The sequence below is a fragment of the Terrabacter sp. C0L_2 genome (assembly GCF_036352015.1).
GTDB lineage: Bacteria > Actinomycetota > Actinomycetes > Actinomycetales > Dermatophilaceae > Terrabacter > Terrabacter tumescens.
Window position 1 is genome coordinate 580,374 of record NZ_CP143557.1, and the last position, 26,641, is coordinate 607,014.

Consider the following 26,641-nt stretch of genomic DNA (forward strand, 5'->3'; position numbering starts at 1 on the left):
GATCTACGCGAGCAGCCTGCTCCACGTGTTGGGACCCACGACCGCATCGGCGTCGAGGGCATGGGCGGTCTGGAAGGACTTCACGGCCGAGGCGGCGCCCGAGCCGAACACGCCGTCGACCGTGACGGCATACCCCTGCGCGGTGAGGGCGGTCTGGACGCCGCGCACGGCGTCGGAGGTCTGGCCCTGGCTGCACGTCACCGCGAGCGGCGACTCCCACGTGGCGCTCCCGATGATGCCGTCGGCAGTCAGGCCCTTGGACTGCTGGAAGGAGACGACCACGGACTTGGTGCCCGAGCCGAAGGCGCCGTCGACCGTCAGGGTGCGACCCGAGTGCCGCAGCAGGTACTGCGCCGCGGTGACGCGGAAGCCGCTGCTTCCCTGCTGGAGCGTCGGCCAGGTGCGCGTCGGCGCGGGCGTCGGGTTGCTCGTGCCGAGCCGGGTCGCCACGTCCGAGCGCAACTGGGGGAGCTTGGCGTACAAGGCGTCTCCCGGGCAGTCGGTGTCGAGGAAGTCGCGGTGTCCGTAGATGTCCTCGGGTCCGAGGCCGTAGGTCTGGCACAGGTAGGCGCAGAGCGTGACGAGCGCGTTCCACTGCGCCGTGGTGGGCAGCGTGGTCATGTAGGTGCCCTCGTTCTCGATGCCGATCGACGTCGAGTTCTGGCCGGTGCAGTGTGCGCCGAGCGGGAAGACGGTGCTCGAGCCGGAGCCGAGGCCCTCGATCGACCGGTGGCGGCCCTCCATCGTGTAGCCGCCACGGCTGATCGTGAACTGCTGCCCCGAGTCGATCCAGCCGCGGGCGAAGTGCCACTGCTGGATGTTGCGGGCGAGGGCGTATGCCGCCGCCTGCGAGTAGTCGGTCGTGTTGGCCGATGCCGTGTGGTGGACGAGGATCTTCTGCGGTGGCCCGGTCAGGCTGACCGTGCCCGTCGCGGGCTGGGCTCCCCACGTGGCGCACGACGCGATCGTCGGGCGGGCGACCGCGGTGACCGCAGCGTTGGAGGGAGCCGCCTTGGCCACCCCGAGCGCTCCCGCCGCGCCGACGCCGAGGGCGCCGACGAGGAGGGAGCGACGGGCGAGCCCGGGCGAGGGGTTCACGGTCACCAGCCGGCGCACGCGTCGGCGTCCCAGGCGATGCTCGAGCGGATGTCGACGTGCGCGTGGTCGTCGTGGGCCGGGTAGCCGGGGCCGAAGATGCCGCCGAAGCCGGCGTAGCGGGCCTGCTTGGCGATGCTGCAGATCGAGGTGGCGCTGTCGCCGGGGACGAGGTCGAGCGCGCCGCCGGTCAGGTGCACGCTGTTGCTCGCGCCGCCGACCGAGGCGTTGCACGTCGAGTCGCGGTAGCCGGACGTGACCTTGAGCGGGTGGTCGCCGAGCTGGTGGCGCAGCGCCTCGGCACGCCACAGCGCCCGCTTCATGTTCTCCTTCTCGGTCGCGCCGCCCGTGAAGCCGCGCCCGCAGTTGTAGCTCGCCTCGGCGTAGGTGAAGTGGGCAGGTGAGCAGTCGGGGTCCTGCAGCTCGTAGATCTTCGAGAAGGTCGCGGGGCCGGCCACCCCGTCGGCGGTGAGGCCGTACGCGCGCTGGAAGTTCGCGACGGCCGTCTGGGTCTGCGGCCCGTAGGAGCCGTCGATGCCCATCACCTGGCCGCGCGGCACCCAGCCGGCGACGCGGATCTGGAGCTGGGTGACGTCGGCACCGGAGGCGCCGGAGCCGAGGGTGCGACCCCACGAGTAGCACTCGTCGGCGTGAGCGGTCGGGGCCGTCGCCGTGACGGTGGCGGTCGCGACGCCGAGGCCTCCGAGGACGAGGGCGACGGCGGCGAACGCGTGGGTGAGTCGGTTCCTGCGCATGCGGGTTTCCTCTCGTGAGCTGTCTGTGCCTACAGACCGAGAGTGTCCGATGTGTCCGGATATCGCGCGCCGAGCGCATGGGGAGAACTCCCCGGGTGCTCCCGGGTGGCGGCATCGCGCGCACGCAGAACGGTGGCGATGACGCCTCCCTGCGCCACCGCCACCCCCTCCCCGGGACGCCGCGAGGCGTCACCCGGCTGATCCGCGCCGACAGGGCCGGTCGAACAAGCCCGGGGCGCGGGTTCGCCGACAACTCTACTCAGCCCGGCGCGAGCTGCGCCTCCGTCGCGCGCTCGATGACGTGGTCGACGAGACCGAACTCGACGGCCTGCTGCGCGGTCAGCACCTTGTCGCGGTCGGTGTCGCGCCGCAGCTGCTCGACCGAGCGTCCGGTGTGGTGGCTCAGCACCTCCTCGACCTGCGAGCGGACGCGCAGCAGCTCGTCCGCCTGGAGCGCGAGGTCGCTCACGGTGCCCTGCCCTCCGGCGGACGGCTGGTGCAGCAGCACGCGCGAGTGCCGCAGCGCGAAGCGGCGACCCGACTCCCCCGCGGCGAGGAGCACGGCGGCCGCGGACGCCGCCTGTCCGAGGCAGTAGGTCGCGACCGGCGCCGGGACGAACTGCATCGTGTCGTACATCGCCATGAGCGCCGTGAACGACCCGCCCGGGCTGTTGACGTAGAGCGAGACCTCGCGGTCGGGCGCGACATCAGCCAGGTGGAGCAGCTGAGCCATGACGACGTTGGCGACGCCGTCGTCGATCTCGGTGCCCACGAAGATGATCCGCTCCTGGAGCAGCCGGCTGTAGATGTCGAAGCTGCGCTCCCCGGCGGGTGTTCGCTCGATGACGTAGGGGATCGTGTAGCTCGCGTTCACCGCAGTCCCACCTTGCGCTCGACACCGACGGGACGCACGTCGGTCAGCGAGCTGACGACGTGGTCGACGATGCCGTATGCCGCGGCCTCCTCGGCGCTGAACCAGCGGTCGCGCTCGCTGTCGTGGGTGATCTGCTCGACGGTCTGGCCGGTGTGCTCGGCCTGCAGCTCGTTGACGCGGCGCTTGACGGCCTTGAGGTTGGCCGCCTGGACCTCGACGTCGGCCGCGGTGCCCTGGATGCCGGCGGACGGCTGGTGCATCATGATCCGCGCGTTGGGCAGGGCGAAGCGCTTCCCGGGTGTGCCGGCTCCGAGCAGGAACTGGCCCATCGAGGCCGCGAATCCCACTGCGAGAGTGGACACGTCGTTGGGGATGACGCGCATCGTGTCGTAGATGGCGAGGCCGGCGGTGACGGAGCCGCCGGGGCTGTTGACGTAGAGGCTGATGTCGGACCGCGGGTCTCGCGCCGAGAGCAGGAGCAGCTGGGCGGTGATCCGGTTGGCGATCGGGTCGTCGACCTCGGCCCCGAGGACGATGATCCGCTGGTGGAGCAGCTGCATCGACAGCTGGTCGTCGAGCGCGGCTGGCATGGGTGAGTCGGTCATCCACCCAGCATGCGCGCGCGTCCCGTGCACGGGAATCCTGCTCTGCCACCGGCAGATTCGCCGACAGCGTATGCCGTCCGGCCGATATCGCGTGGCGCGCGGGCCGAGGCTGCACCACCATGGCACGCATGGCCGGACAGAAGCACCCCGACTTGTGGGTCGACCCCGAGGACGACCCACGATCGCAGGAGGCGGTGCTCGGCGACGAGCGCGCCACCCTGCTCGACTACCTCCGCAGCTACCGTCTGACCCTCGAGCTGAAGTGCTCGGGGCTCACCGCCGAGCAGCTGGCGACCCGCTCCGTCCCGCCGTCGACGCTCTCGCTCCTCGGGCTCGTGCGACACATGGCCGCGGTCGAGCGCAACTGGTTCCGCCGGACCATGGCGGGCGAGGACGTCCCCCGGCTCTACCGCACCCCGGACGACCGCGACGCCGACTTCAACGGAGCGGTCGGCGACGGCGCCGTCGTCGAGGAGGCCTGGGCGCGCTGGCGCGAGGAGGTCGCCTACGCCGAGGCCTTCGTCGACGCGGCTGAGTCGCTCGACCTCGGGGGCCTCGACCCGCACACGCGCATCAACCTGCGCGAGGTGCTCGTCCACATGATCGAGGAGTACGCCCGGCACTGCGGACACGCGGACCTGCTGCGCGAGTGCGTCGACGGCGCCACCGGCCAGTGAGCCGGGGCGCCGTCGGGCGGTGGAGCTGGAGGGCGCGGGTCACTTCCTGAGGAAGTCCAGCAGGGCCCGGTTGAACTCGTCCGCGTGGCTCGTGTTGATGCCGTGCGGACCGCCCTCGATGACGACGAGCTCGCTCTGGGCGAGCGCCGCGTGCGTGCGGCGGCCGGAGCCCTCGAAGGGGACGGTCGCGTCGGAGTCGCCGTGGATGACGAGCGCCGGCACGGTGACCTTCGTCAGGTCGTCGCGGAAGTCCGTCGTGCCGAAGGCCTCCATGCAGCCGAGCAGCGCCCTCTGGTCCGACTGCCGGCACAGCTCGATGGCCTGCTGGCGCTGCTCCTCGGTGACCTTGAGCTCGCCGGCGGCGGAGAAGAACTGGGTCGTGAACTGGTCGAAGAAGGCGTCGCGGTCACCCTTGGCCCCCTCCTCCATCTCCTTCGCGGCGTCGTCGGTGAGGGGCCCGTCGGGGTTGTCGTCGGTCCTGAGCAGGTAGGGCGGCACCGCGGCCGCGAAGACGACGCTGTGGACGCGGCTCTCGCCGTGCCGCGCGATGTAGCGCGCGACCTCCCCGCCGCCCATCGAGAAGCCGACGAGCGTGACGTCACGCAGGTCGAGCGCCTCGAGCAGGCTCGCGAGGTCGTCGGCGAGGGTGTCGTACTCGTAGCCGCCGTGGGGCTTGTCGCTCTCGCCGAAGCCGCGGCGGTCGTAGGTGATGGCGCGGTAGCCGGCCTCGGACAGGGCGGGCACCTGGTCACTCCACGAGGCGCCGGACAGCGGCCAGCCGTGGATGAGCACGACGGTTCGGCCGTCGCCGTCCGAGTCCTCGACGTGGATCTTGACGTCGTGGACCAGGCCCTGGTCTGCGGTGACGTCGGTCATGGACGTCTCCTTCCGGTTGGTGGCCCTCATCCTTCGCGAGGACCCTCTGGCCGTACCCGACCCGCCCGGTGGCCCAACGGCCTGCCGCGGGGCCGGCGTCGGGTGGCATGCTCTGACCCATGGAAGCCGACGTCGTCGTCGTGGGTGCTGGCCTTGCCGGGCTCGTCGCCACCGCAGAGCTGGCCGACCGCGGGAAGCGGGTGGTGCTCGTCGACCAGGAGGGCGAGCAGTCCCTGGGCGGCCAGGCCTTCTGGAGCTTCGGCGGCCTCTTCCTCGTCGACAGCCCCGAGCAGCGGCGGATGGGGATCAAGGACAGCCTCGAGCTCGCGACGCAGGACTGGATGGGCTCGGCGCAGTTCGACCGCGACGAGGACTTCTGGCCGCGCAAGTGGGCCGAGGCCTACCTGCACTTCGCGGCCGGCGAGAAGCGCGCGTGGCTGCACGAGCAGGGCCACCGCCTCTTCCCCGTCGTCGGGTGGGCCGAGCGGGGCGACGGCCGTGCTGACGGCCACGGCAACTCCGTGCCGCGCTTCCACATCACGTGGGGCACGGGCCCGGGCATCGTCGAGCCGTTCGAGCGGCGCGTGCGCGCCGCCGAGGCGAGCGGCCGCGTCACCCTCGCCTTCCGACACCGCGTCGACGAGCTCGTCGTGACTGCGGGGGCGACCACGGGCGTACGCGGTCGCCTCCTCGCGCCCGACGGCGTCGACCGCGGCCGGCCGAGCAGCCGTGAGGAGGTCGGCGACTTCGAGATCACCGCGCAGGCCGTCGTCGTCACGAGCGGCGGCATCGGCGGTGACCACGACCTCGTGCGCCGGGCCTGGCCCGAGCGGCTCGGGACTCCGCCGGCGCGCATGGTGGCCGGCGTGCCTGCCCACGTCGACGGCCGCATGCTCGGCATCACGCAGGCGGCCGGGGGCCACGTCATCAACCCCGACCGGATGTGGCACTACACCGAGGGCCTGCGCAACTGGGACCCCGTGTGGGACAACCACGGCATCCGCATCCTGCCGGGGCCCTCGTCGCTGTGGCTCGACGCGCGCGGCCGCCGGTTCCCGGCGCCGTACTTCCCGGGCTTCGACACCCTCGGCACGCTCGGCCACATCATGCGCAGCGGCCACGACTACTCGTGGTTCGTGCTGACCCAGCGCATCATCGAGAAGGAGTTCGCCCTCTCGGGCTCCGAGCAGAACCCCGACCTCACCGGCAAGGACGTCAAGCAGGTGCTCGGCCGAGCCCGCAAGGGAGCGCCGGGGCCCGTCGAGGCGTTCAAGACCCACGGCGAGGACTTCGTCGTGGCCGACACGCTGGACGAGCTCGTCCGTGGCATGAACGCACTCACCGGCGACGACCTCATCGACGTCGAGTCGCTGCGGCGCACCGTCGTCGCGCGTGACAACGAGATGGACAACGACTTCAGCAAGGACGCCCAGGTCACGGCGATCCGGGGGGCCCGGAACTACCGCGGGGACAAGCTGATCCGCGTGGCGAGCCCGCACAAGCTGCTCGACCCCAAGGCCGGCCCGCTCATCGCCGTCCGGCTCAACATCCTGACCCGCAAGACCCTCGGCGGGCTCGAGACCGACCTCGCCGGGCGGGTCCTGCGGCCAGGTGGCGACCCCCTGCCCGGGGTGTATGCCGCGGGCGAGGTGAGCGGCTTCGGCGGCGGTGGCATGCACGGCTACAACTCGCTCGAGGGCACCTTCCTCGGTGGCTGCCTCTTCAGCGGCCGCACGGCCGGACGCTCGGTCGCCGCGGCCCTCTGACCCCCCGTGGTTCGAGGTGATCCCGGCAGGCGCGTGCCTGCCGGGATCACCTCGAACCACCTCGAACCGGTGTCAGGCGACGGGGCTGGGGGCGACCAGCCGCTCCGGGTGCTCGGCGTGCTCAGCGCCGGCGGCCTCCGTCGGCTCCGGTGCCGTGCGGCGCTCGGCTGCCGTGGCGGCGAGGAGCACGACGAGTCCCAGCGACGCGAAGCCCGCGCCGACCCACAGCGGCGAGGTCCAGCCGAGGCCGGCGCTGATGGCCAGACCCGAGATCCAGACGCCGAGGAAGTTGCCGACGTTGAAGGCCGCGATGTTGGCCGAGGAGGCCATCGTCGGCGCTCCGGCAGCGTGGCCGAGCACCCGCATCTGCAGGCCGGGCACGGTGGCGAAGCCGAAGAAGCCCATGGCCAGCAGCATGGCCGCCGAGCCGACCTGGCTGCCGGAGAGCAGCGCGAAGGCGACGAGCGAGACGGCGAGCGCGAGCGTCAGCACGACGAGCGTGCGGGCCAGGGCGCGGTCGGCCCAGCGACCGCCGAGCAGGTTGCCGACGAAGAGGCCGACACCGAAGAGGACGAGCATCCACGGCACCGCAGACTCGTCGAAGCCGGTGACGCGGGTCAGGAGCGGCTCGACGTACATGAAGGCGCCGAACATGCCGCCGAAGACGAGGACGGTCATCGCGAGCGAGAACCAGACCTGGCGGTTGCGGAAGGCCGCGAGCTCGGCGCGCAGGCCGGCGGCCCGTCCCGCCGACTGCGGCGACTGCGCCGACCCACCGGACTGCGTCTCGGCGGTGGCGTCCGGGACGAGCGCAGCGATGCCGGCCGCGGCGACGACCCCGACGACGGCGATGACGGCGAAGGTCGCCCGCCAGCCCCATTGCTGGCCGACGAATGTCCCGAGCGGGACGCCGAGGACGTTGGCGAGCGTGAGCCCACCGAACATGATCGAGATGGCGCCGGCTTTGCGGTCGGCCGGCACGAGCGAGGCTGCCAGCACCGAGCCGATGCCGAAGAACGCGCCGTGCGCGAGCGCCGCGACGACCCGGCCGGCGAGGAGCATGCCGTAGCCGGTGGCGACGGCCGACAGGGTGTTGCCGACGATGAAGAGGACCATGAGGGCGAGCAGCGCGCGCTTGGGGCGCCAGGCGCCGAGCACCGGCGTGAGGCCCAGCGCGCCGACGACGACGGCGAGCGCGTAGCCGCTGATGAGGTAGCCCGCGACGGGGATGGAGACCCCCATGTCGCTGGCGACCGTGCTGATGAGACCGGCGATGACGAACTCCGTGAGGCCGATGCCGAAGCCCCCGAGAGCGAGGGCGATGAGACCGAGTGGCATGGGTTCCGAGTCCTTCCGTTGAGGAGGTGGGCGCCGGTCCGAGCCTCTCTGCTTTCGCCGGTATGCCGCGTGTGCAACTAAGTGACGTCGAGCGACGTTAGTTGCACACGCGGCATATTGCAAACGCGCGTTATGATGGTGTGCATGGGAATCGCTGACTCCGCCGTCGAGGTGCGCGCCTCCGGATGGCGCACCCTGGCCGCCCTGCACGGACACATCGAGAGCGCGCTCGAGCGAGAGCTCGTGCGTCGCCACGAGCTCTCCGTCGTCGAGTTCACCGTGCTCGACGCCCTCTCGCGCCAGGACGGTTGGCACATGCGGATGAGCCAGCTCGCCCGCGCCGCCGCCCTCTCGTCGTCGGCGACGACGCGACTGGTCAACCGCCTCGAGGACCGCGGCCTGCTGACCCGGGTGCTGTGCGCCGACGACCGCCGGGGCATCTACACCGAGCTCACCGAGCGTGGCTGGGCGCTCTACCGCGAGGCCGCCCCCACCCACGACGAGGTGCTCGAGGAGTCGCTCCAGAGCGCCGGCGACGTGCCCGAGCTCGCCCCCCTCGTCGGCTTCCTCCACCAGGCCCAGCCGGCTCGGGTCTGAGCGGCCCGCCCGGCCGGCCCGTCGGTCAGCTCGGCTCGGTCAGCTCGGCTCGGTCAGCTCGGGTCGGCCGTCTCGCCGTCCGCGCCCTCGTCGGGCAGGTCGGTGGCGGCATACCTCGGCTCGTAGCCCTGCCCGACGGCACGACGCCACCGCGGCGACCCGGACGCGACCGACCGCTGGAGCAGACGGTGCGCGGTCGGGGCCAGGGCCCACGTGCCGAACCACACGACGAGCACCCCGACGGCGAGGCCGGCGACGACGTCGTGCCAGTAGTGCGCGCCGGTCAGCACCCGGGACGCGCCGACGGCGAGGGCGAGCGGGACGGCCAGGCGCCACCACACCGGGGCCAGCACGACGATCGCCGTCGCGAGGGAGCCCGCGATCGTCGCGTGGTTGCTGGGCCAGGACCAGTCCCCGGACGCCGGGCACGCCGCGACGGTGTGCACCGACAGCGTGCGGCACGGCCGCTCCTCACGCACGAAACCCTTGACGACCTCGCTGAGCACGTAGGCCGCGACGGTCGAGACCGCGGCCACGGCGGCGACGGCGAGGTGCTCGAGGCCCTGCGAACGCGCACGCCAGGTGAGCAGGACGGCCACCCCGGCTAGGACGACGAGCCCCAGCTCACCGATGACCTCGAGGAGCCCACCGACGACGGAGGGCAGCGCCACGGCGCCTGAGGCGGTCGCCCTGTAGGCAGCGTCACGCACGAGGAAGAGCAGGACGACGACGACCGCGACGACCACGACCACCGACAGGGCGCCCGTCACCGGACCGCCGCCGAAGCGTCGCCGGACGTCCACCGCACCGTCATCTCGAGAGGACATGCGCACGACCGTAGGTCACGAAGATGAGAGCCCTCGTGCCGGACCCTTCAGAGCCGGCCGCGCACCGGCGTGCGCTCGACGGGGTCGCCCTCCTCGGGCATCACCATCTCGGCGCGGACGCCGAGCAGCCGGACCTCGCGCTCGGCGTCGAGCGACTCGGCGAGGGCGACGGCGGCCTCGACGACGGCGGCCCGCTCGTTCGTCGGCGCGGGCAGCTTGCGCGCCTTCGTCGCCGTGAAGAACGGCGCGTAACGCACCTTGAGGGTGACCCGGAAGACCGGACGCCCCTCCTTGACGGTGTCGTCGAACACCTGCGAGGCGAGCTCGCGCACGGCCTCGCGCACCTCGTCGGGCGTCGTGAGGTTGCGCTGGTAGGTGGTCTCACGGCTGTGCCCGCGCGCGACCCAGGGCGAGTCGTCGACCACGGCGGAGCCGATGCCACGGCCGAGCTGGGAGTACCAGACGCCCATCCGCGGACCGAACTCGCCCACGAGGACAGCCTCGTCGGCATCGGCCAGCTCGCGCACCGTGGTGATCCCGTGCGCGGCCAGGCGCTTGGACACCTTGGACCCGACGCCCCAGAGGTCGATGGTGGGCCGGGAGCCCATGACCTCGAACCAGTTGTCGCGGGTCAGGCGGAAGACGCCGCGCGGCTTGCCGAAGCCCGTTGCGATCTTGGCGCGGACCTTGTTGTCGCCGATGCCGACCGAGCTGTGCAGCTCGGTCGCGTCGAGCACGGCGGCCCGCGCCCGCTCGGCGAAGGCCTCGGGGTCGTCGGTCTCGACCCCGAGGAAGGCCTCGTCCCAGCCGAGCACCTCGACGACGACCCCGAGCCCCCGCAACGCCTCCATGACCCGCTCGGACGCCTCCGTGTAGGCGGGCGCGTCGACGGGCAGGATCACCGCGTCGGGCACCTTGCGGGCGGCGATGCGCAACGGCATGCCGGACCCGACGCCGAACTGCCGGGCCTCGTAGCTCGCCGTGGAGACGACCGCGCGCTCGGTCGGGTCACCACGACCGCCGACGATGACGGGCAGGCCCGCCAGCTCGGGACGGCGCAGCACCTCGACGGCAGCGATGAACTGGTCGAGGTCGACGTGCAGCACCCACGCGGTGCGGCCGGCGCTCATCCCGTCATTGTGCCCGGCAGGTGCGACGTCGGCCCGATCTCAGCCCGACGTGAGCGCGACGTCAGCGCGACGTCAGCCTCTCGAGGGCCGGTCCCGCCGCGCGGGACGGGCGCCCCGCTCGACGACCGGCTTGCCGCCGCGGAAGGTGTAGACGTCCGGGCCCTGGTCATGAGGTCTGTCGTGGGACCCGCCGCCGAACCCATCGCCGGACCGGTCGAGGGGCTCGTCGCGCTGCTGGGCCGGCCGGGCGGCCGGCGCCCAGCGCTGGTCGTCCTCGTCGGCGTAGTCGTCGACGGCGTAGTCGTCCTCGTCGGGACGGGCGTACGGGTCGACGCGCTCGCGCGGGTTCGCGGCCCGGGAGGAGCGTGCGGCCGCGGCGTCCTGCTCGCGGGCGGCGAGCATGACGCCGTGGAAGAGCATGAGGGCCGCGAGAGCGGTCAGGGCGAAGGCGGCGACCGCGAGCGGCAGTCCCGTGTGCGAGCCGCCGATGGCGGAACGGAGCAGATGCAGGCCTCCGGCGACGACCCCCACGATCGCCGCTCCGACGAACCAGATCATCGTGGCCCGCGTCATAGTTTTACCCACGGGGTCACTGTGGCACAGGTCCCCAGCGACCGAGAGCAGCCGCGACCGACGCGGCAGGTCTCAGCCCAGCGCCGACGCCAGGACGGACCGCGCAGCCGCGATCGCGGACGCCGTGGCGGCCTTCGACGCCTTCGAAGCCTTCGCGCCCTTGGCCGTCGTCGTGGCGGTCGTGGCTTTCGTGGCCTTCGTGGCCTTCGCGCCCTTGGCCGTCGTCGTGGCCTTCGTGGCCTTCGTCGCCTTCGACGCCTTCACGGACGAGGTCGCCTTGGTCGCCTTGGTGGTCTTGGGAGCCTTCGGCGTCTTCGGGGCCTTGGGAGGCTTCGGCGCCGTCGGGGCCGTGGTCTGCGTCGGGGCTGGCCTCGGGCTCAGCGCGTCGGGCGAGAGGGTGAGGATCCCACCGAGCGTGAGGCCCGGGAGCGCGACGGAGGAGCTGGCCTTGATGCCGGGCTTCGCCGGAGTGGCCGGGACCGCAGGGGTCGCGGGCGTGCCCGCGCCGCCGGGCACGGCAGCCTTGACCGGCACCGCGGGGGTCGCCGCGGTGACAGGTCCGGCGGGAGCCACAGTCGTCGGCGCCGCGGGGGCACCGCCCTTCGTCGCGTCGTCGGCGCGCGCGGTCGACGACGCCTGGGACGGGCGCGTTGTGGCCACGGACGGGGGGACGGCGGCATAGGCCGTCTCGGTGTCGGAGTCCGAGCCGGGCTGACCGCTCGTGGCGGCCGAGCTGGTGGAGCTGAGCGTGCTGACCGGCACGAGCGCGGCCTCGACACCGCGAGGGCCGCCGGGCCGGTCGTGGGCGGCGACCGAGCCGGCGATCAGGGCCATGACGGCCGCGCCGAGGAGCAGGCCGGCGCCGCGCTGGCCGCCGACCCGGGTGAGCGAGAGGCCACCGCGCACGAGGGCCGCGCTCGCGGCGAGCAGGGTGGAGACGCCGAGGACGACGAGGCCGCCGATGGGGCCTCCCACCAGGACGCTGATGAGCAGGAGCGCGGCGAGCGCCGCGAAGCCCCCGATGGTCCCCTCGGGCAGACGGCGGGGGGCCCGGCGGTCAGCGAGGAGGTCGACCCGCCCCTCGGTCGGCCAGGCCTCGTCGACGAGGGCGCTGGGGCGCGTCGGCAGCGTGAAAGAGGCATCCTCGATTGCGGCCAATCTGGGCATTTCGGACAACACGTCGTCAGTGTGGTGCATCGAGGTGCCCGAGTGCACGCTGGAGTCGCCCGCGATCTCACGTCGCGCGCGCCCGGGGCCCGAGGCCGAGCCGGCGGCCGCCCACAGCTGCCAGCCGCGCGGGGGCACGGGCCAGGACGGGTCCGGCAGCCAGCGCTCGGCGTCGGCGTCGCGCGCAGCACGTGGAGACGGGGTGCGCGGGTCGCCGTGCGTGGGCGTCATGCTCGTCGTCACCAGACTCACTACTCCTGCGATCACGCGAGGCACCGGGCCGAGGTGGTGCCGCTACAGGGAGACAGTAGGGGTCAAAGTCACGTTTTGTACCGTAAATAGTAAAAGAAGGGCAAAATTCGTGTTCCAGACCGCTTCGGCGGGGTGACGGACGTCCTCCACGCCGTAGCTCGGCGAACCGACGCCGGTGACGCTCGACGCGGACGGCTACCTCGTGCCGTCCGCTCCCTGACACCGCACCGGGTGCAGCGACCCCTCGAGCCAGGCGGGGGTCTGGTCGGCGAAGTGCGGGTCCCGGGCGTCGCCGCTCGCACCGAACGGCACCACCCACCGGCTGGCGTCGCGGTCGGCGAGGTCCCAGACGTAGCGGGCTGCCGCCCCGCCGTAGCAGTGGTCGGTGACGCCGGGCGCGCTCGCGGCGGCGTGCACACAGCCCTTGTCGCCGCTCACCGGGTCACGAGGCACGCCCGGCGCACGACCCGACACGGACAGCGCGTGGACGGGGTCGAGCCAGTGGCGCTCACCCCACGGGGTGAGCGAGTCCGCCTGTGCGGCAACGCGATCGAGCGCCACGCATACGCCCTCGTGCACGTCGATGCCGTGCCGCGGGCCGAGCAGCGCCATCGAGTGCCAGCCCGCCCCGATCTGCGTCGTGACGTCGGTCCACGCGGTGAACAGGCGTGAGTGGCCGCTCGGCTCGTGCAGCACCGCGAGACGCGGGTGCTCGGAGAACCACCGCACGAGCGCGGTCCGCCACGCGGCGAAGAGCGCGGCACCGGTGCTGCCCGCGTCGCTGTGCCCGTCCCACGCGAGCAGCTGCGACCGGACCTCGGCCGCGGGTCCCGTCACGTCCGCCGCCTCGACGAGCTCGCGCATGAGGTCGGCCTGCCCGTTGAGGGTGTCGACGTGGATGGCAGCACAGTCGTCGACCGTGAGCGAACGGCCCGGATCGGTGAGCGACCCGATGAGCGACCGGATGCGGTCGGCGCGGAACGGCGTTGCGTACTCGACGCCCAGCCCGCCCCCGCTGTCCCGGTCGTTCGCGCTGACCATGACGTCGTCGACGTCACGTGCCGGTCCACGCCGGTAGCCGTGCCACTCGTGCCGGGTGTCCCAGGCGTCGACCGGGAGGACCGCGCCGATCTCGTCACGCTCCGGCACCCGGCCGACGACGATGTGGCGCATGCGCCCCGAGACGTCGGCGACGAGGACGCTGTTGACCGGCTCGACCCACCGCGAGAGCGCCTCCTCGACGTCGGCGACGGTGCGCGAGCGCAGGAGCGGCAGGAGCGCGCCGAAGCCGAGGTCCTCCTCGACGTGCGTCGGCGTGCGCAGGCTGTGGGCCGTCGGGTGCGCGCGACGCGGCTGCACGCTCTCGTCGGTCCACTGCGGGGGCGCCTCCGCCTCGGCGACGAGGCGCTCGATCTCGGCCTCGAGCCCGGTGACGACGGGACCGCGCGCAGTCACGACGACGGGCACCGTCACGTCGTCACCGCCGCGCACCCGCACCGTCTCCGTCGAGGACCGCACGGGCTCCCACCCGTCGACGCCCCTCGCCTTGAGCAGCGGCGAGCCGTCCTCCGCGTGGCCGACGTGGCCGAGCGACTCGACGGTGAGGTCCTGGTAGTCGGCCATCGCGTTGGTGATGCCCCACGCGACGGTGCCGGTGTGCGCGAAGTGCTGCACCCCGGGCACGCCGGGGAAGGTGAAGCCGACGACGTCGAACTCGGGGCACGCCAGACCCAACTGCTGGTAGCAGCCGGGCAGCTCGATCGTGCGGTGCGGGTCGCCGGCGACGAGCGGCAGCCCGCTCGCGGTGCGCGCTCCCCCGACGACCCAGGCGTTGCTGCCCGAGGCGGCCGCGCGCTCGACCCCTTCGGCGTTCAGGAGCTCGAGCGCCGGGGCTCCGAGGCGCTCGGCGACGTGCGCGTTGAACAGTTTCGCCGGGAAGGTCCCGAAGAGCAGGTGGATCCCCCAGAAGATGCCGAGCGGCGTCCACGGCTCCCACGGGCGCGGCGACGCGGCATACGCCCCGAGGTCGAGCCGGGCGACCTCGGGAGTGCCGGCGAGCCCTTCGGCCAGGGTGTCGTTGACCCCGTCGACGTATGCCGTGAGCCACGTCCGCGTCTCGCGGTCGAGCCGCTCGAAGCAGCGCTGCACGGTCGGCTCGAGACGCACCTGGCGGGCGAACCGGTCCCAGGTGAGCCCGTCGGGTCCGACGTACTCGGCGGTGCGGCCCTCCATGCGCCAGCGGTGGTGCTCGACCTGCCAGCCCCGGTCGAGGGCGGTGATGCGGCCCTGGAGCCGGGCGAGCTCCATGACGTCGTCGGCGCGCAGGTGCGGCACGCCGACGGCGTCGCGCCACACCTCCGAGCTCACCTGGCGTCCTGCAGCCGGCCCCAGCCGTGCCACCGGTCGACGTCGATGCGGGCCGTCACGCGCGGACGGTCCCGCACGCGGTAGGGCCGGCCCGTGTAGTGCGTGGCGATGCGGTCGATGTCGACGAGGTCGACGTCCGGGGCGATCTCGACGACACGCCCCTGGAGGCTGACGTGGGTGATCCAGTCGACCGGGTCCATGGCGCTGAGGCTGACGCGCGGGTCGGCCCGGAGCCACTCGAGGCGCTTGCGTCCCGCGTCCATGTTGACGACGACCTGGCCGTCCTCGACGAGGTACCACGTCGGCACCGAGACGGGCGAGCCGTCGGGGCGCAGGCAGCTGATCGTGGCGTGGTTCGGGTGGGTCAGGAACTCCACCACATGGGCGGGCATCGGCGCGCGGGGCACTGCGGATCTCCTTCGACCTCAGGGCTTCTCGGGTGTTCGGTGGTGGTGCAGGTGTCAGTCCTCCGCGCGGGAGAACCTGCTCTCGATCTCGCGCAGGAAGGCGTCGGAGATCCGGCGGTACTGCTGCAGCGTCAGCGTGACGGGAGCGCCCACCTCGAGCCGGAGGACGCTGCGGGCCGGGTCGAGCCCGATCGTCGGGTCGGCCATGACCGTGCCGCCGTTCTCCATGAGCGACCGGACGAGCACGCGGACCTCGTTGAGGGCGTTGCCGTCCTTGCCCTCGACGCCCCGGAGCCGGTCGACGAAGTAGCCGTCGAGGACGATGAGCATGTTGTTGAAGTACTCGTACTCGAGCGACTCGAGGGCGCCCTCGAGGCCGGAGACGTCGGCGTCGCCGTGGTCGCGCGCGGCCTGGGCGACCTCGTGGAAGACCGCGACCTGGGACTCGATGCGCGAGCGGCAGGCATCGATGTAGTCCTGCTCGTACTCCTTCATCCCCAGCATGACGCCAGCCTAGCCATCCGCCTGCCGACGCACGGCTGGTCGAGCGAGCCTTCGCGGCCCGGTCGAGCACTAGGTTTGGGACATGGCAGCGCGGGAACGGAACGTGCTCGGCACCGAGCTCGAGGCGTGCGGCACCGACCCGGTGACCGGCTTCTACCGCGACGGCTACTGCACGACCGGGCCCGAGGACCGCGGCAGCCACACCATCTGCGTCGTGGTGACCACCGAGTTCCTCGAGCACCAGCGCAGCGTCGGCAACGACCTCGTGACGCCGCGCCCGGAGTGGCGCTTCCCGGGGCTGACCCCGGGCGACCGGTGGTGCGTCGTCGCGAGCCGTTGGCTCGAGGCCCACCAGGACGGCGCCGCCGCGCCCGTCTTCCTCGCGGCGACGCACGAGCGCGCCCTCGAGGTCGTGCCGCTGCAGCTGCTCCGTTCGTACGCCGCCGACGTCCCCGACGACCCGAGCTCGCTGCTGTGAGTCGCCTCGAGGCCGACTGCTCCCGGTGCTTCGGCCTGTGCTGCGTCGCCCTCCCGTTCGCGCGGTCGGCGGACTTCCCCGTCGACAAGCCGGCCGGCGAGCCGTGCCGCAACCTGCTCGCCGACCACCGGTGCGGCATCCACGACCGCCTCGTCGACGGCGGCTGGCGCGGCTGCGTCACCTTCGACTGCTTCGGTGCCGGGCAGCAGGTCTCGCAGGTCACCTTCGGCGGGGTGTCCTGGCGCCACGCGCCCGGCACCGCGTCGAGGATGTATGCCGTCCTGCCCGTCATGCGCCAGTTGCACGAGATGCTAGCCCACCTGCGCGACGCCCTCGCGCTCGCGACGGACGAGGCGACGCGCGCCGAGCTCGCGGCCGCGGCCGAGGACGTCACGGCGGCGACGGCCGGGTCTCCGGACGAGGTGCTCGCCGTCGACCTCGTCGCCGCGCGCTCCCGCGTCGGAGGCCTGCTCCGGACCGTCAGCGCGACCGAGCGCGACCGGCAACGGCGGCGACACGGCATACCGAAGCCGCCCCGCCGGGTGCGGCCGGGCGCCGACCTCGTGGGCGCCGACCTGCGGGGACGAGACCTTCGGGCCGCGGACCTGCGCGGCTCGCTGCTCATCGCGGCCGACCTCCGGGACGCCGACCTCCGGTGGGCCGACCTGCTCGGCGCCGACCTCCGGGACGCCGACCTGCGCGGCGCGCGGCTCGACGGGGCGCTCTTCCTGACGAGGCCGCAGCTCGCCGCCGCGCGCACGTGACCAGACGATTGGCGCATTCCCTCCCGCTGCGGCCCTCCAGCGATGACAATCGACGCACCGTCCACGTCGAGCATCGGAGCCGTCCGTGCACCGCGCCAGAGCTGCAGCCGCACTCGCGCTGTCGGCTGCCGCCGCGCTCGGGGCGTGCTCGTCGGGCAAGCCCGCCATCGAGCTGAGCCAGGTCCCCGGAGGCACCGGCACGCCGGTGCCGACCCAGACCGTGACCGTCACGGAGGTCGAGACCCAGACCGTCACGGCCACGACGACGCTCGTGACGACGGCCACCGTCACGGCGACCCCGACGGTCACGGTGACCGCGCTGCCGCGTCCGAGCCTCACGTCGAGCACGGTCTTCAACCGTCCCGTCGCCCTCGCCGACTACACGAACCTCGTCTCCGACGTGCGGCTGCTCGACCGGATGTCGTTGTCCGGCAACGCCGCCGCGCTCCAGCTCGACCTGCTCTCCCAGCACCTCGCGCGGCTCGGGGCCAACGGACCACCGCCGGGGCTCGACGCCCCGAGCTACTACGGACGGCTCGGCTCGCTCGGGCTGTTCGCCGCCGCGGCATCGGACGAGGCCCAGGCGAACTCGCCCGTGGCGCAGAGCCGCTACGCCGTCATCCGCCAGGAGACCGGCGTCCTGCTGACCCTCGTCAACGGCGCGTTGAAGACGACCTTCGCGCTGCCGACCCCGCCGGTGCCGAGACCGACGACGACCACCCGCTGACACCGGGCATCCGCTGACACCGAGCGGCAGCCCCGGACCCCGCGCGACCTCAGCGGGGAGGCGGGGGCGGATCGGCGTGGATGCGCCGGCTGAGGCGCGAGTGCGACCGCGGCGCGGGCACCCGCGACCACACGGCCTCCTGCAGCGCGAGCGTCAGCCAGCCCGCGAGCGCCATCCCGACGATGTTGACGACGAGCTGGAGCCCGCTGCCGCGCACCTCGTCCCACGCGCCGAAGGCGAGCCCCAGCGCGACGTTGCCGGCGGCGGGGATCGTCGTGACGGAGATGAAGACGCCGCTCAGGCCGCCGAGCTTGGCCGACGTCAGCGACAGCACCCCCGCCGCGGCCGCGAGGACGGCGACGATGAACGACCACTTGTCGGGCGAGTAGATGAAGCCCGTCGCAGGACGGTCACCCGTGATGTCCTCGAGCCTCACCCAGCCCAGGCCGCGCCCGACCAGACCCGCGAGGCACGTGACGAGGATGGCGACGACGAACCCGACGACGAGCGCCCGGGCGGCGACGGCCAGCAGCAGGGTGCGCCGCCGCACGAGCGCGACGCCGAGCGCCGCGATGGCCCCGAACTCCGGCCCGAGCACCATGGCGCCGATGACGAGGATCTGCGAGTCGAGCACGATGGCGACGCCGGCGATGAGGGTCGCGAGGGACATGAACGACAGGTAGGTCCAGTTGAGCTCGCTGTCGTCGTAGGACCGCTGGGCCACCTGCGCCCAGACGACGGCGTCGCCGCTGCTGCCCGGCGTCTCCTCGTCCGCCTCGAAGCCGGCACGTGAGATCCACGTCGTGACCGGCTCGATCTGGAGCGTGCCGCCCTCGTGCACGCCGAGCTCGCGGAGCCGGTCGACGAGGACGTTGGCTCCCTCGCGGGCGACGTCGGCGTGGATGACGTCGCCGACGGGGCGCACCGCCGCACCGCGCAGGACCGACAGCGTGCTCACCGCGGTCGAGTCGGCGAGCACCTTCGTGACCTGCTCGGTCAGCTCGCCGGGGATCGTGACCGTCAGTCTCAGCATGGCCGACAGTCTGCCGCCCCGGTCCGGCCCCGCGCCCCTTCACAGCCCGTGTCCCTTGACGCCGGGATCGGCGACCGACAGTGTGACCCACCGTGACAGTTCGGGCCGAGTCCTCCTCCCTGCTGCGGTCGCGGCTCGCCGCCGGCACCGCCTTCTTCGTCCAGGGCCTGCTCTTCATCTCGCTGACGACGCGCCTGCCGCAGGTGCAGGAGAAGTGGTCGCTCGACGAGCTCGCCGTCAGCGGGCTGCTCCTCATGGTCGTGCTGCTCGCGGGCGTCGGCTCGGTCGTCGCCGAGGTCGTGGCGGCCCGCTCGTCGAGCGCCGTGGTCGTACGCGTCGGGCTCGTCGTCGCGGCCGTGGGCTTCGCGGTGCTGCTCGTCGCGCCCGCCTTCGGCGTCTTCGTCGTCGGCCTGGCGGCGTACGGTCTCGCGCTCGGGCTCGTCGACGCGTCGTCGAACATGCAGGCGGTGACGGTCGAGCACCTCTACCGGCGGCCGATCCTGCCGTCCTTCCACGCGTTCTGGACCGCCGGCGGCATCCTCGGCACGCTCGTCACGCTGGCGACGTCGAGCGTCGAGCTCGGTCCTGCCCTGCTGCCGCTGCTCGTCCTGCCCCTCGCCGCGCTGGCCGCGCCGTTCGTCCGCCGCGACCGCCTGGCCGAGTCGGACGCCACTGTCGACGTGCCGTGGCGCAGGATCGCGCTGCTCGGCATCGCGATGGTGCTCTTCTACATGGTCGACACGGCCGCGACGACGTGGGGACCGGTCTACCTCGGCGGCACGCTCGACGCGCCGAGCGGCCTCACCGCGCTCGCCACGCTCCCCTACCTCGTCGCGACGCTGCTGGCCCGTGCTGTCGGCGACCGCCTCGTCGACCGGCACGGCGCCGTGTGGCTGCTCCGGATCAGCGGGGTCGTCGCCGCCCTGTCGCTCGCGGTGATCGTCTTCGCCCCGTCGTGGGTCGTGGCCGTCGTCGGCTTCACCGTCCTCGGTGGCGCGGTCGCGACGATCGCGCCGCTCAGCTTCTCGGCCGCGGGCGCCATCGCCGGGGGCGAGGACGCCGACACGGCGGGCGAGCGCATCGACAAGGTCGACCAGGTCGTCGCCCGCTTCAACCAGTTCAACTACGTCGGCGCACTGCTCGGCGCCGTGCTGACCGGTGCGGTCGGCTCGGACAACCTCCGGCTCGGCTTCGCCGTGCCGATGGTCCTCATCCTCGGGATCATCCCGCTGGCGGCCCAGTTCGCGATCATCCGCCGCCGAGGCGTCCCGGCGGGCTCGCACTGAGGACTCCCCGCAGCGCGGTGAGCGCTGGGGCGATGCGCTCGAGGGGTATGCCGCCGACGCCGAAGACGAGCCCGTGGCGGGCCGGCTGCTCGAGGTGCCGGACCGACAGCGGCTCGACGAACACCCCTGCGGCGAGAGCCTGCTCGGCGACGGTGACGTCGTCCAGGTCCGGGTCGCGGAGCAGCGCGCACACGTGCAGCCCGGCCGCGGACGGGATGACGTCGAGCCGGTCGCCGAGGCCTTCCTCGCCGGTGAGACCCTGCAGCAGCGCCTCGCGCCGGGCGCGGTAGACCTTCGTCGCGCGCCGGACGTGCGCGGCGTGGTGGCCCTCGGCGAGGAAGGCCGCCAGGGCCCCCTGCGTCACGGCGTCGCCGTCCCACACGGTGACCCGCTTGGCCTCGCGCAGGGCGGCCGTCAGCGTGGCGGGCGCAATGGCGTAGCCGACCCGCAGCGCCGGCAGCAGCGACTTCGAGAACGACCCGATGTAGACGACGCGGCCGTCCCGGTCGAGGCTCTGCAACGGCTCGAGCGGTCGGTCGGCGAAGCGGAACTCGCTGTCGTAGTCGTCCTCGACGATGACGGCGCCCCGTCGGACCGCCCACTCCAGCAGGGCGATCCGCCGGGTCCGCGACATCGCCACACCGGTGGGGTGCTGGTGCGACGGCGTGACGTGGACCAGGCGCGCGTCGTCGGGCAGTGCGTCGACGACGATCCCCTCGCCGTCGACGGGCACCCCGCGGACGACGGCGCGGTGGGTGGTGAGGAGCCGGACCGCGGCCCTGTAGCCCGGGTCCTCGACGGCGACGACGTAACCCGGTTCGACGAGCACCCGTGCGACGAGGTCGAGTGCCTGCTGCGCGCCTGCGGTCGCCACCACGTCGGCGCCCGAGGCGACGACGGACCGCGACAGGCCGGCATACCTCGCGATCTCGGCCTCGAGGGGACTCCCGACCGCACCCGTACCGGGCCCGTCGTAGGTGCCGGCCGACAGGCGGCCCCGGCGCAGGGTGGCGCTGACGAGGCGGCGCCACGTCGCGAGCGGGAAGAGCGAGGCGTCCGGGACCCCGACCGAGAAGTCGAAGGTGACGCCGGACGGGTCCGGGGCCGTCGCGATCGGCGCCGCCCACAGCGACGTGGGCGTGACGGCGCCGGCGCGGGCCCGGCGCGGGATCTGGACGGGCGGGACGCAGCCGCTCGCGACGAAGGTGCCGGAGCCGCGACGGCTCTCGAGCAGCTCCTCGGCGAGCAGCCGGTCGTAGGCGGCGGTCACCGTGCCGCGCGAGACGCCGAGGCTCGCCGCGAGGTCACGCGAGGCGGGCACGCGGTCGCCACCGGCGAGGCGGCCGTCGAGGACGGCGGCCCGCACCTGCGCGTAGATCTGGGCGGTGAGGTCGCCGCTGCCGGTGAGGGTGACGTGGAGGTCCACCCCCACAGTCTCGAGTGGCCCAAACGACCTGACAAGATGTGGCACTTCCGACCGGTCCACTCGGACGGGAGTCTGGGGCCATGGCGACGCCCGCAGCCCTGACGACGACCCCGTCCACCGCGACCCACGGCTCGCTCAGCGTCGCCCAGGGCGCGGCGCTGTCGGTCGGGGCGGTGCTCGGCACCGGGGTCATCACCCTGCCCGCGCTCGCGGCGGCCGTCGCCGGGCCGGCCTCGCTCGTCGCGTGGGCCGCGCTCGTGCTCCTCTCGGTGCCGCTCGCGAGCACCTTCGCCGCGCTCGGGGCGCGCCACCCCGACGGCGGCGGGGTCTCCACCTACGTCCGACGCGCCTTCGGCGACCGCGCCGCGGGGGCGGTCGGCTGGTGCTTCTACTTCGCGATCCCGGTCGGCGCGCCGCCGGCGTCGATGATGGCGGGCGGCTACGTCGCGGACGTCGTCGGCGGCGGGCGCACCACGAGCGTCGTGGTCGCGGCGGCACTCGTGATCGGGACCGGAGCGATGAACCTCGCCGGACTCCGCTTCTCCGGGCGTGTGCAGCTCGTCCTCGCCAGCGTGCTGGCCGCGCTCATGACCGCCACCATGGCCGTCGCCCTCCCGCACGGGAGCACCGCGTCGCTGACGCCCTTCGCCCCGCACGGGTGGGCCGCCGTCGGCACCGCCGCCGCCGTGCTCGTGTGGGGGTTCGCCGGCTGGGAGGCCGTCGCCTCGCTCGCCGGCGACTACCGGGACCCGCGCCGCGACGTGCCGCGCGCGACCGGCATCGCGGTCGTGGTCGTCGGCGTGCTCTACCTCGGGCTGGCCACGACGAGCGTGCTCGTGCTCGGCCCCGCGGCCGGCAGCAGCCAGGCGCCCCTGTCCGACCTCATGGCCATCGCCCTCGGCCCGCAGGCCCGGGTCGTGACGGCCGTCGTGGCGGTGCTGCTGACGGTCGGCGCGATGAACGCGTACTTCGCGGGGGCCTCACGGCTCGGTGCGGCCCTGGCGCGCGACGGCGCCCTGCCCGGGTGGCTGGCCCGGGGCGGCGAGGCGGGCCAGGTGCCGCGCCGCAGCATCGTGCTCGTCACCGTCTCCTCGCTGCTCTCGCTCGGGGCCGCGGTCGTGCTCGACCTCGGACTCACCCCGCTCATGCTGCTCGCGACCGGCTGCTTCACGCTCGTCTACGTGCTCGGCACGGCCTCGGCCCTGCGGCTGCTGCCCCGGGGCACCCTCGGCTGGTGGACGGCGGTGGTGGCCTTCGGGTCGGTCGCCGCGCTCCTCGTCGTCAACGGCGTGCACGCGCTGTGGGCGGTCGGCGTGGCGCTGCTCTCCCTCGCCTACCAGTCGCGCGTACGAGTGGCACGGAGGTAGGCACGGAGGTAAGTGCGGGGGCAGGCGCGGAGGTAGGTCGGCGGTCCCAGCGTGCAGCCCTAGACTTCGCCGCCGTGACGACACAGCGCGCGGAGCGCACACCCCTCAAGCGGTGGTTCCTCGACGCCGAGGAGGCCGACCCGGGCGGCTACTACGAGCGCGAGAGCGAGGCCAGGGCGCAGCAGCACGTGCAGCCCTGGTGGCGCGTCATGTGCCTGACGGGCGTGGACTACTTCTCCACGCTCGGCTACCAGCCCGGCATCGCCGCCCTCGCCGCCGGAGCGCTGTCGCCGGTCGCCACCCTCGTCCTCGTGCTCATCACCCTCTTCGGCGCGCTGCCGATGTACCGCCGCGTCGCGGCCGAGAGCCCGCACGGCGACGGCAGCCTGTCGATGCTCGAGCGCCTGCTGTCCTACTGGCCGAGCAAGATCCTCGTCCTGTGCCTCATCGGCTTCGTGGCCACCGGCTTCGTCATCACCATCACCCTCTCGGCCGCCGACGCGAGCGCCCACCTCATCGAGAACCCCTACCTCAAGTCGTCCCTGACGGGCCACCAGGTCGGCGTCACGCTGACCCTGCTCGTGCTGCTCGCAGGCATCTTCCTCAAGGGCTTCAAGGAGGCCATCGGCATCGCGGTCGTCCTCGTCGTCGCCTACCTGGGGCTCAGCTCGGTCGTGCTCGTGCGCGGCATCCTCGAGATCGGCGACCACCCGACGGCGTTCAGCGACTGGATCACGGCCATGACCTCGGCGCACTCGGCGCCGTTCGGGATCATCGGGGCGTCCCTGCTCGTCTTCCCCGCCCTGGCCCTCGGTCTGTCCGGCTTCGAGACCGGCGTCGTCGTCATGCCCCTCGTCAAGGGCGACCCGACCGACACGGCCGAGAAGCCAGAGGGCCGCATCCGCAACGCCCGCAAGCTGCTCACGACGGCCGCGCTCGTCATGAGCGTGCTGCTCATCGGCTCCTCGCTCGTCACGACCCTGCTCATCCCGGCCGCGGCGTTCCAGCCGGGCGGCGAGGCCAACGGCCGCGCCCTGGCCTACCTCGCGCACGACCTGCTCGGCGAGGGCTTCGGCACGGTCTACGACATCTCGACGATCGGCATCCTCTGGTTCGCCGGCGCCTCGGCCATGGCCGGCCTGCTCAACATCGTGCCGCGCTACCTCCCCCGCTACGGGATGGCGCCGGACTGGGCGCGCTCGACGCGACCGCTCGTGCTCGTGCTGTCATTCATCGCCGCCGTGGTCACCCTGGCCTTCCGCGCCAACGTCGACGAGCAGGCGGGGGCGTATGCCACGGGCGTGCTCGCGCTCATGACCTCAGCCGCGATCGCGGTCTTCCTCACCGAGCTGCGGCGGGGTCACCGGGCAGCGGCTGCCTTCTTCGCAGTCGTCAGCGCGATCTTCGTCTACACGATCACCATCACCATCGAGCAGCGTCCCGAGGGCCTCGTCATCGCGCTGGTCTTCATCGCGCTCATCGTCGTCATCAGCGTCTGGTCGCGCATCGTCCGCTCGACCGAGCTGCGCGTGCAGCGGGTCGTCTACGACGACAGCGCGCAGGCGATCCTCGACGACGCGGCGCTCGGCCCGCAGCCGCTGCGCTTCATCGCCAACAAGATCAACGCCGGCGACCGCGACGAGTACCGCGCGAAGTCCCTCGACGTCCGGATGCACAACCACCTCAACGCCCGCCAGGGCGCGATCTTCCTCGAGGTCGAGATCAGCGACGCGAGCGACTTCGCCACGACCGTGCACGTGGGCTCGGCCGTCGTCGGCGGCCACTACATCCTGCGCGCGACCGGGCCCTCGGTGCCGAACGTCCTCGCCGCAGTCCTGCTCGACGTGCGCGACCGGGTGAGCAAGCCGCCGCACATCTACTTCGAATGGAGCGAGAAGGCGCCGGGGCAGAACGTCCTGCGCTTCCTGCTCGCCGGCGAGGGCGACATCCCGCCGCTGACGCACGAGATCATCCGGCGGGCCGAGCCGGACGCCGACCGGCGACCGCAGGTGCACGTCGGCGGCTGAGGGCACCCGCCCGGCCACACGGCATACCTACGCTCGGTCGGCCCAACGCTCCGGGGTGGTGCGGTAGACGCGGGACTCCTCCTCGTACCACTTCTCCATGACGCCGAGGTCGTCGAGGCCGAGACGGCGGCACACGGCCTGGGACCGCTCGTTCGTCGTGTGGGTGATGGCGTAGACCTCGGGCAGGCCAGCGTCGAAGCCGTGCTGGATGACGGCGGTCGCGGCCTCGGTGGCGTAGCCATGACCCCACGAGTCGGGATGCAGGTGCCAGCCGACCTCGACCTCGCCGTCGTCGGCGTTCGGGAGCGTCAGCAGGATGACCGAGCCGGCGACGACGCCCGTCTCGCGGACCTCCACGGCCCAGAAGCCGAGCGGCGGGGCCTCGCTGCGCTCGGTGTAGCGGTCGATGCGGGCGTGCGCCTCGTCGAGGTCCTTCATGAGGACCGGCTCGCCGTCGCCGAGCCACTTCACGACCTCGAGGCGGCTCTGGATGTCGAGGAGGCGGTCGGCCTCGTCGTGGGTCCAGGGGCGGATGGTGACGCGAGCGGTCTCGAGGTGCATGGCGCCACGCTCGCACCCCGCCGCGCACCGCGTCCACGCGATTCCGGTGTGACCACCGGTCGCCGCCCGTGCTCGCGGCACGGCAGGATGGCCGCATGTCCGACAGGGATCACGCAGGGGACGACGCACGGCACGACGCAGGGGACGACGCAGGGGCGAGCACCCAGCCCACCGAGACCAGCGAGGCCGCGGCGGCCTATGCCGCGGTGCGACCGGAGGTCGAGGCCGCGACGGCGCTGTTCGTCGACATGGTGACCGGCCTGCTCGACGACGCCGGCATCAACTACCTCAGCGTCAGCGGGCGCACGAAGTCCGTCGCCTCGTTCGCGTCCAAGGCGGAGCGACGCGACAGCCGCGGGCTGCTCTACCCCGACCCGCTGACCGACATCACCGACCAGATCGGCGTCCGCGTCATCACCTACGTCCACGACGACGTCGCGGCAGTCGCCGAGCTGCTGTCCGAGGAGCTCGCCGTCCTCGACGACCGCGACATGGGCCTCGAGACGGCGCGCGCGGGGCGCTTCGGCTACGCGAGCCGCCACCAGCTCGTCTCGGTCGACGCGAGCCGCACCGTGCCGCCGGCCTACGAGTCGCTGCGCCGGCGCAGCGCCTCCGTGCAGATCCGCACGGTGCTGCAGCACGCGTGGGCCGAGTTCGAGCACGACATCCGCTACAAGGGCACCGTCCCCGAGGAGCACGCGCACGAGCTCGACCGCCGCTTCACCCTCGCCGCCGGACTCATCGAGCTCGCCGACCGGGAGTTCTCGGCGATCCGCGACCGGCTCCAGATGGCCCTGCCTGCTGCGGCCCCCGGCCCGGACGAGCAGGACCAGCGGATCAGCTCGCCGGACCTCGCCAAGTTCCTGGCCTCGAAGTACGCCGGCGCCGGCTGGGCCCGCACCGACCACTACACGTGGGTCTCGGGGCTGCTGCTCGAGCTCGGCATCACCTCGGTCGAGGCCCTCGCCGAGGTCATCGAGCCGGTCGACAGCGCGGACCTCATCGAGCGGATGGGCTACAAGTACCCTCCCGGAGCGGTCCGCCGCCTCGACGACGCCCTGCTCGCGACCTTCGGCACGCGCTACCTCGACCTCGAGGGCAACGCCCACCGGCGTGCCTCGCTCGAGGCCCGCCTCGAGCGCCTCGCCTCGAGCTGACCGGA

The 26,641-nt window shown here is 73.0% G+C and carries 26 protein-coding genes; 10 read left to right on the forward strand and 16 right to left on the reverse strand.

The window, feature by feature from the left end; genetic code table 11:
- Positions 1-3: 3 nt before the first annotated feature.
- The 4 genes from U5C87_RS02695 to U5C87_RS02710 form a co-directional block, all read right to left on the reverse strand.
- Positions 4-1,098 (reverse strand): peptidoglycan recognition protein family protein, encoded by a 1,095-nt coding sequence (locus U5C87_RS02695; protein WP_330475103.1) that lies wholly within the window; start codon positions 1,096-1,098, stop codon positions 4-6.
- 2 nt (positions 1,099-1,100) lie between these two features.
- Positions 1,101-1,850: a D-Ala-D-Ala carboxypeptidase family metallohydrolase gene (locus U5C87_RS02700; RefSeq protein WP_330475104.1), complete on the reverse strand. Its 750-nt coding sequence runs from the start codon at positions 1,848-1,850 to the stop codon at positions 1,101-1,103.
- A gap of 259 nt (positions 1,851-2,109) precedes the next feature.
- Entirely contained in the window at positions 2,110-2,724 is a 615-nt protein-coding gene (locus tag U5C87_RS02705; RefSeq protein WP_330475105.1) for a ClpP family protease, read from the reverse strand.
- Entirely contained in the window at positions 2,721-3,329 is a 609-nt protein-coding gene (locus tag U5C87_RS02710; protein WP_030201300.1) for an ATP-dependent Clp protease proteolytic subunit, read from the reverse strand. Before U5C87_RS02710 ends, U5C87_RS02705 begins: the two co-directional genes overlap by 4 nt.
- A gap of 128 nt (positions 3,330-3,457) precedes the next feature.
- Between U5C87_RS02710 and U5C87_RS02715 the strand changes: the two genes are divergently transcribed.
- Positions 3,458-4,006, forward strand: coding sequence for a DinB family protein (locus tag U5C87_RS02715; RefSeq protein WP_330475106.1), 549 nt, complete (start codon positions 3,458-3,460; stop codon positions 4,004-4,006).
- Between the two features lie 39 nt (positions 4,007-4,045).
- Here U5C87_RS02715 and U5C87_RS02720 read toward each other — a convergent pair whose 3' ends face one another.
- The gene (locus U5C87_RS02720) at positions 4,046-4,882 is read right to left on the reverse strand and encodes an alpha/beta fold hydrolase (RefSeq protein ID WP_330475107.1); all 837 of its coding nucleotides are present in this window, start codon (positions 4,880-4,882) and stop codon (positions 4,046-4,048) included.
- 119 nt (positions 4,883-5,001) lie between these two features.
- Between U5C87_RS02720 and U5C87_RS02725 the strand changes: the two genes are divergently transcribed.
- The gene (locus U5C87_RS02725; RefSeq protein WP_330475108.1) at positions 5,002-6,648 is read left to right on the forward strand and encodes an FAD-binding dehydrogenase; all 1,647 of its coding nucleotides are present in this window, start codon (positions 5,002-5,004) and stop codon (positions 6,646-6,648) included.
- Between the two features lie 72 nt (positions 6,649-6,720).
- Here U5C87_RS02725 and U5C87_RS02730 read toward each other — a convergent pair whose 3' ends face one another.
- Positions 6,721-7,986, reverse strand: a complete 1,266-nt coding sequence (locus U5C87_RS02730; RefSeq protein WP_330475109.1) for an MFS transporter — start codon at positions 7,984-7,986, stop codon at positions 6,721-6,723.
- A 144-nt stretch (positions 7,987-8,130) separates the two neighbouring features.
- Between U5C87_RS02730 and U5C87_RS02735 the strand changes: the two genes are divergently transcribed.
- Positions 8,131-8,583, forward strand: coding sequence for a MarR family winged helix-turn-helix transcriptional regulator (locus U5C87_RS02735; RefSeq protein WP_330475110.1), 453 nt, complete (start codon positions 8,131-8,133; stop codon positions 8,581-8,583).
- Between the two features lie 53 nt (positions 8,584-8,636).
- Here the strand turns inward: U5C87_RS02735 and U5C87_RS02740 are convergent, their stop codons facing one another.
- The 7 genes from U5C87_RS02740 to U5C87_RS02770 all read right to left on the reverse strand — a co-directional run bounded on the left by U5C87_RS02740 (position 8,637) and on the right by U5C87_RS02770 (position 15,810).
- Positions 8,637-9,410 (reverse strand): phosphatase PAP2 family protein, encoded by a 774-nt coding sequence (locus tag U5C87_RS02740; protein WP_330475111.1) that lies wholly within the window; start codon positions 9,408-9,410, stop codon positions 8,637-8,639.
- A 47-nt stretch (positions 9,411-9,457) separates the two neighbouring features.
- Positions 9,458-10,540, reverse strand: coding sequence for a DNA polymerase IV (locus U5C87_RS02745; RefSeq protein WP_330475112.1), 1,083 nt, complete (start codon positions 10,538-10,540; stop codon positions 9,458-9,460).
- A 72-nt stretch (positions 10,541-10,612) separates the two neighbouring features.
- The gene (locus U5C87_RS02750; protein WP_330475113.1) at positions 10,613-11,125 is read right to left on the reverse strand and encodes a hypothetical protein; all 513 of its coding nucleotides are present in this window, start codon (positions 11,123-11,125) and stop codon (positions 10,613-10,615) included.
- A 60-nt stretch (positions 11,126-11,185) separates the two neighbouring features.
- Entirely contained in the window at positions 11,186-12,523 is a 1,338-nt protein-coding gene (locus U5C87_RS02755) for a hypothetical protein (RefSeq protein WP_330475114.1), read from the reverse strand.
- Positions 12,524-12,727: 204 nt separating this feature from the next.
- Positions 12,728-14,899, reverse strand: a complete 2,172-nt coding sequence (locus tag U5C87_RS02760) for a penicillin acylase family protein (protein WP_330475115.1) — start codon at positions 14,897-14,899, stop codon at positions 12,728-12,730.
- Positions 14,896-15,306 (reverse strand): TIGR03618 family F420-dependent PPOX class oxidoreductase, encoded by a 411-nt coding sequence (locus U5C87_RS02765; RefSeq protein WP_330475116.1) that lies wholly within the window; start codon positions 15,304-15,306, stop codon positions 14,896-14,898. Before U5C87_RS02765 ends, U5C87_RS02760 begins: the two co-directional genes overlap by 4 nt.
- A gap of 54 nt (positions 15,307-15,360) precedes the next feature.
- The gene (locus tag U5C87_RS02770) at positions 15,361-15,810 is read right to left on the reverse strand and encodes a hypothetical protein (protein WP_330475117.1); all 450 of its coding nucleotides are present in this window, start codon (positions 15,808-15,810) and stop codon (positions 15,361-15,363) included.
- An 82-nt stretch (positions 15,811-15,892) separates the two neighbouring features.
- On the opposite strand from U5C87_RS02770, the gene U5C87_RS02775 reads away from it, so the two are divergent.
- The 3 genes from U5C87_RS02775 (at position 15,893) to U5C87_RS02785 (ending at position 17,779) form a co-directional block, all read left to right on the forward strand.
- Complete coding sequence (locus U5C87_RS02775; RefSeq protein WP_330475118.1) at positions 15,893-16,288, forward strand: DUF2237 family protein; 396 nt, start codon at positions 15,893-15,895, stop codon at positions 16,286-16,288.
- The gene (locus U5C87_RS02780) at positions 16,285-17,052 is read left to right on the forward strand and encodes a pentapeptide repeat-containing protein (protein ID WP_330475119.1); all 768 of its coding nucleotides are present in this window, start codon (positions 16,285-16,287) and stop codon (positions 17,050-17,052) included. The genes U5C87_RS02775 and U5C87_RS02780 overlap by 4 nt, the downstream gene beginning before the upstream one ends.
- Before the next feature lie 85 nt (positions 17,053-17,137).
- The gene (locus tag U5C87_RS02785; RefSeq protein ID WP_330475120.1) at positions 17,138-17,779 is read left to right on the forward strand and encodes a hypothetical protein; all 642 of its coding nucleotides are present in this window, start codon (positions 17,138-17,140) and stop codon (positions 17,777-17,779) included.
- Positions 17,780-17,828: 49 nt separating this feature from the next.
- On the opposite strand, the gene U5C87_RS02790 is transcribed toward U5C87_RS02785, so the two are convergent.
- Positions 17,829-18,812 (reverse strand): DUF389 domain-containing protein, encoded by a 984-nt coding sequence (locus tag U5C87_RS02790; RefSeq protein WP_330475121.1) that lies wholly within the window; start codon positions 18,810-18,812, stop codon positions 17,829-17,831.
- Positions 18,813-18,904: 92 nt separating this feature from the next.
- Between U5C87_RS02790 and U5C87_RS02795 the strand changes: the two genes are divergently transcribed.
- Entirely contained in the window at positions 18,905-20,098 is a 1,194-nt protein-coding gene (locus U5C87_RS02795; protein WP_330475122.1) for an MFS transporter, read from the forward strand.
- On the opposite strand, the gene pdxR is transcribed toward U5C87_RS02795, so the two are convergent.
- Entirely contained in the window at positions 20,061-21,524 is a 1,464-nt protein-coding gene (pdxR, locus tag U5C87_RS02800; RefSeq protein WP_330475123.1) for a MocR-like pyridoxine biosynthesis transcription factor PdxR, read from the reverse strand. The genes U5C87_RS02795 and pdxR overlap by 38 nt on opposite strands.
- A gap of 80 nt (positions 21,525-21,604) precedes the next feature.
- Between pdxR and U5C87_RS02805 the strand changes: the two genes are divergently transcribed.
- A complete protein-coding gene (locus U5C87_RS02805) occupies positions 21,605-22,891 on the forward strand; it encodes an APC family permease (RefSeq protein ID WP_330475124.1) in 1,287 nt (428 codons plus the stop codon).
- Between the two features lie 74 nt (positions 22,892-22,965).
- Entirely contained in the window at positions 22,966-24,918 is a 1,953-nt protein-coding gene (locus tag U5C87_RS02810) for an amino acid transporter (RefSeq protein ID WP_330475125.1), read from the forward strand.
- 27 nt (positions 24,919-24,945) lie between these two features.
- Here U5C87_RS02810 and U5C87_RS02815 read toward each other — a convergent pair whose 3' ends face one another.
- Positions 24,946-25,479, reverse strand: coding sequence for a GNAT family N-acetyltransferase (locus tag U5C87_RS02815; RefSeq protein WP_330475126.1), 534 nt, complete (start codon positions 25,477-25,479; stop codon positions 24,946-24,948).
- 95 nt (positions 25,480-25,574) lie between these two features.
- Between U5C87_RS02815 and U5C87_RS02820 the strand changes: the two genes are divergently transcribed.
- The gene (locus tag U5C87_RS02820) at positions 25,575-26,636 is read left to right on the forward strand and encodes a GTP pyrophosphokinase (protein WP_330475127.1); all 1,062 of its coding nucleotides are present in this window, start codon (positions 25,575-25,577) and stop codon (positions 26,634-26,636) included.
- The last annotated feature ends 5 nt before the right edge of the window (positions 26,637-26,641 follow it).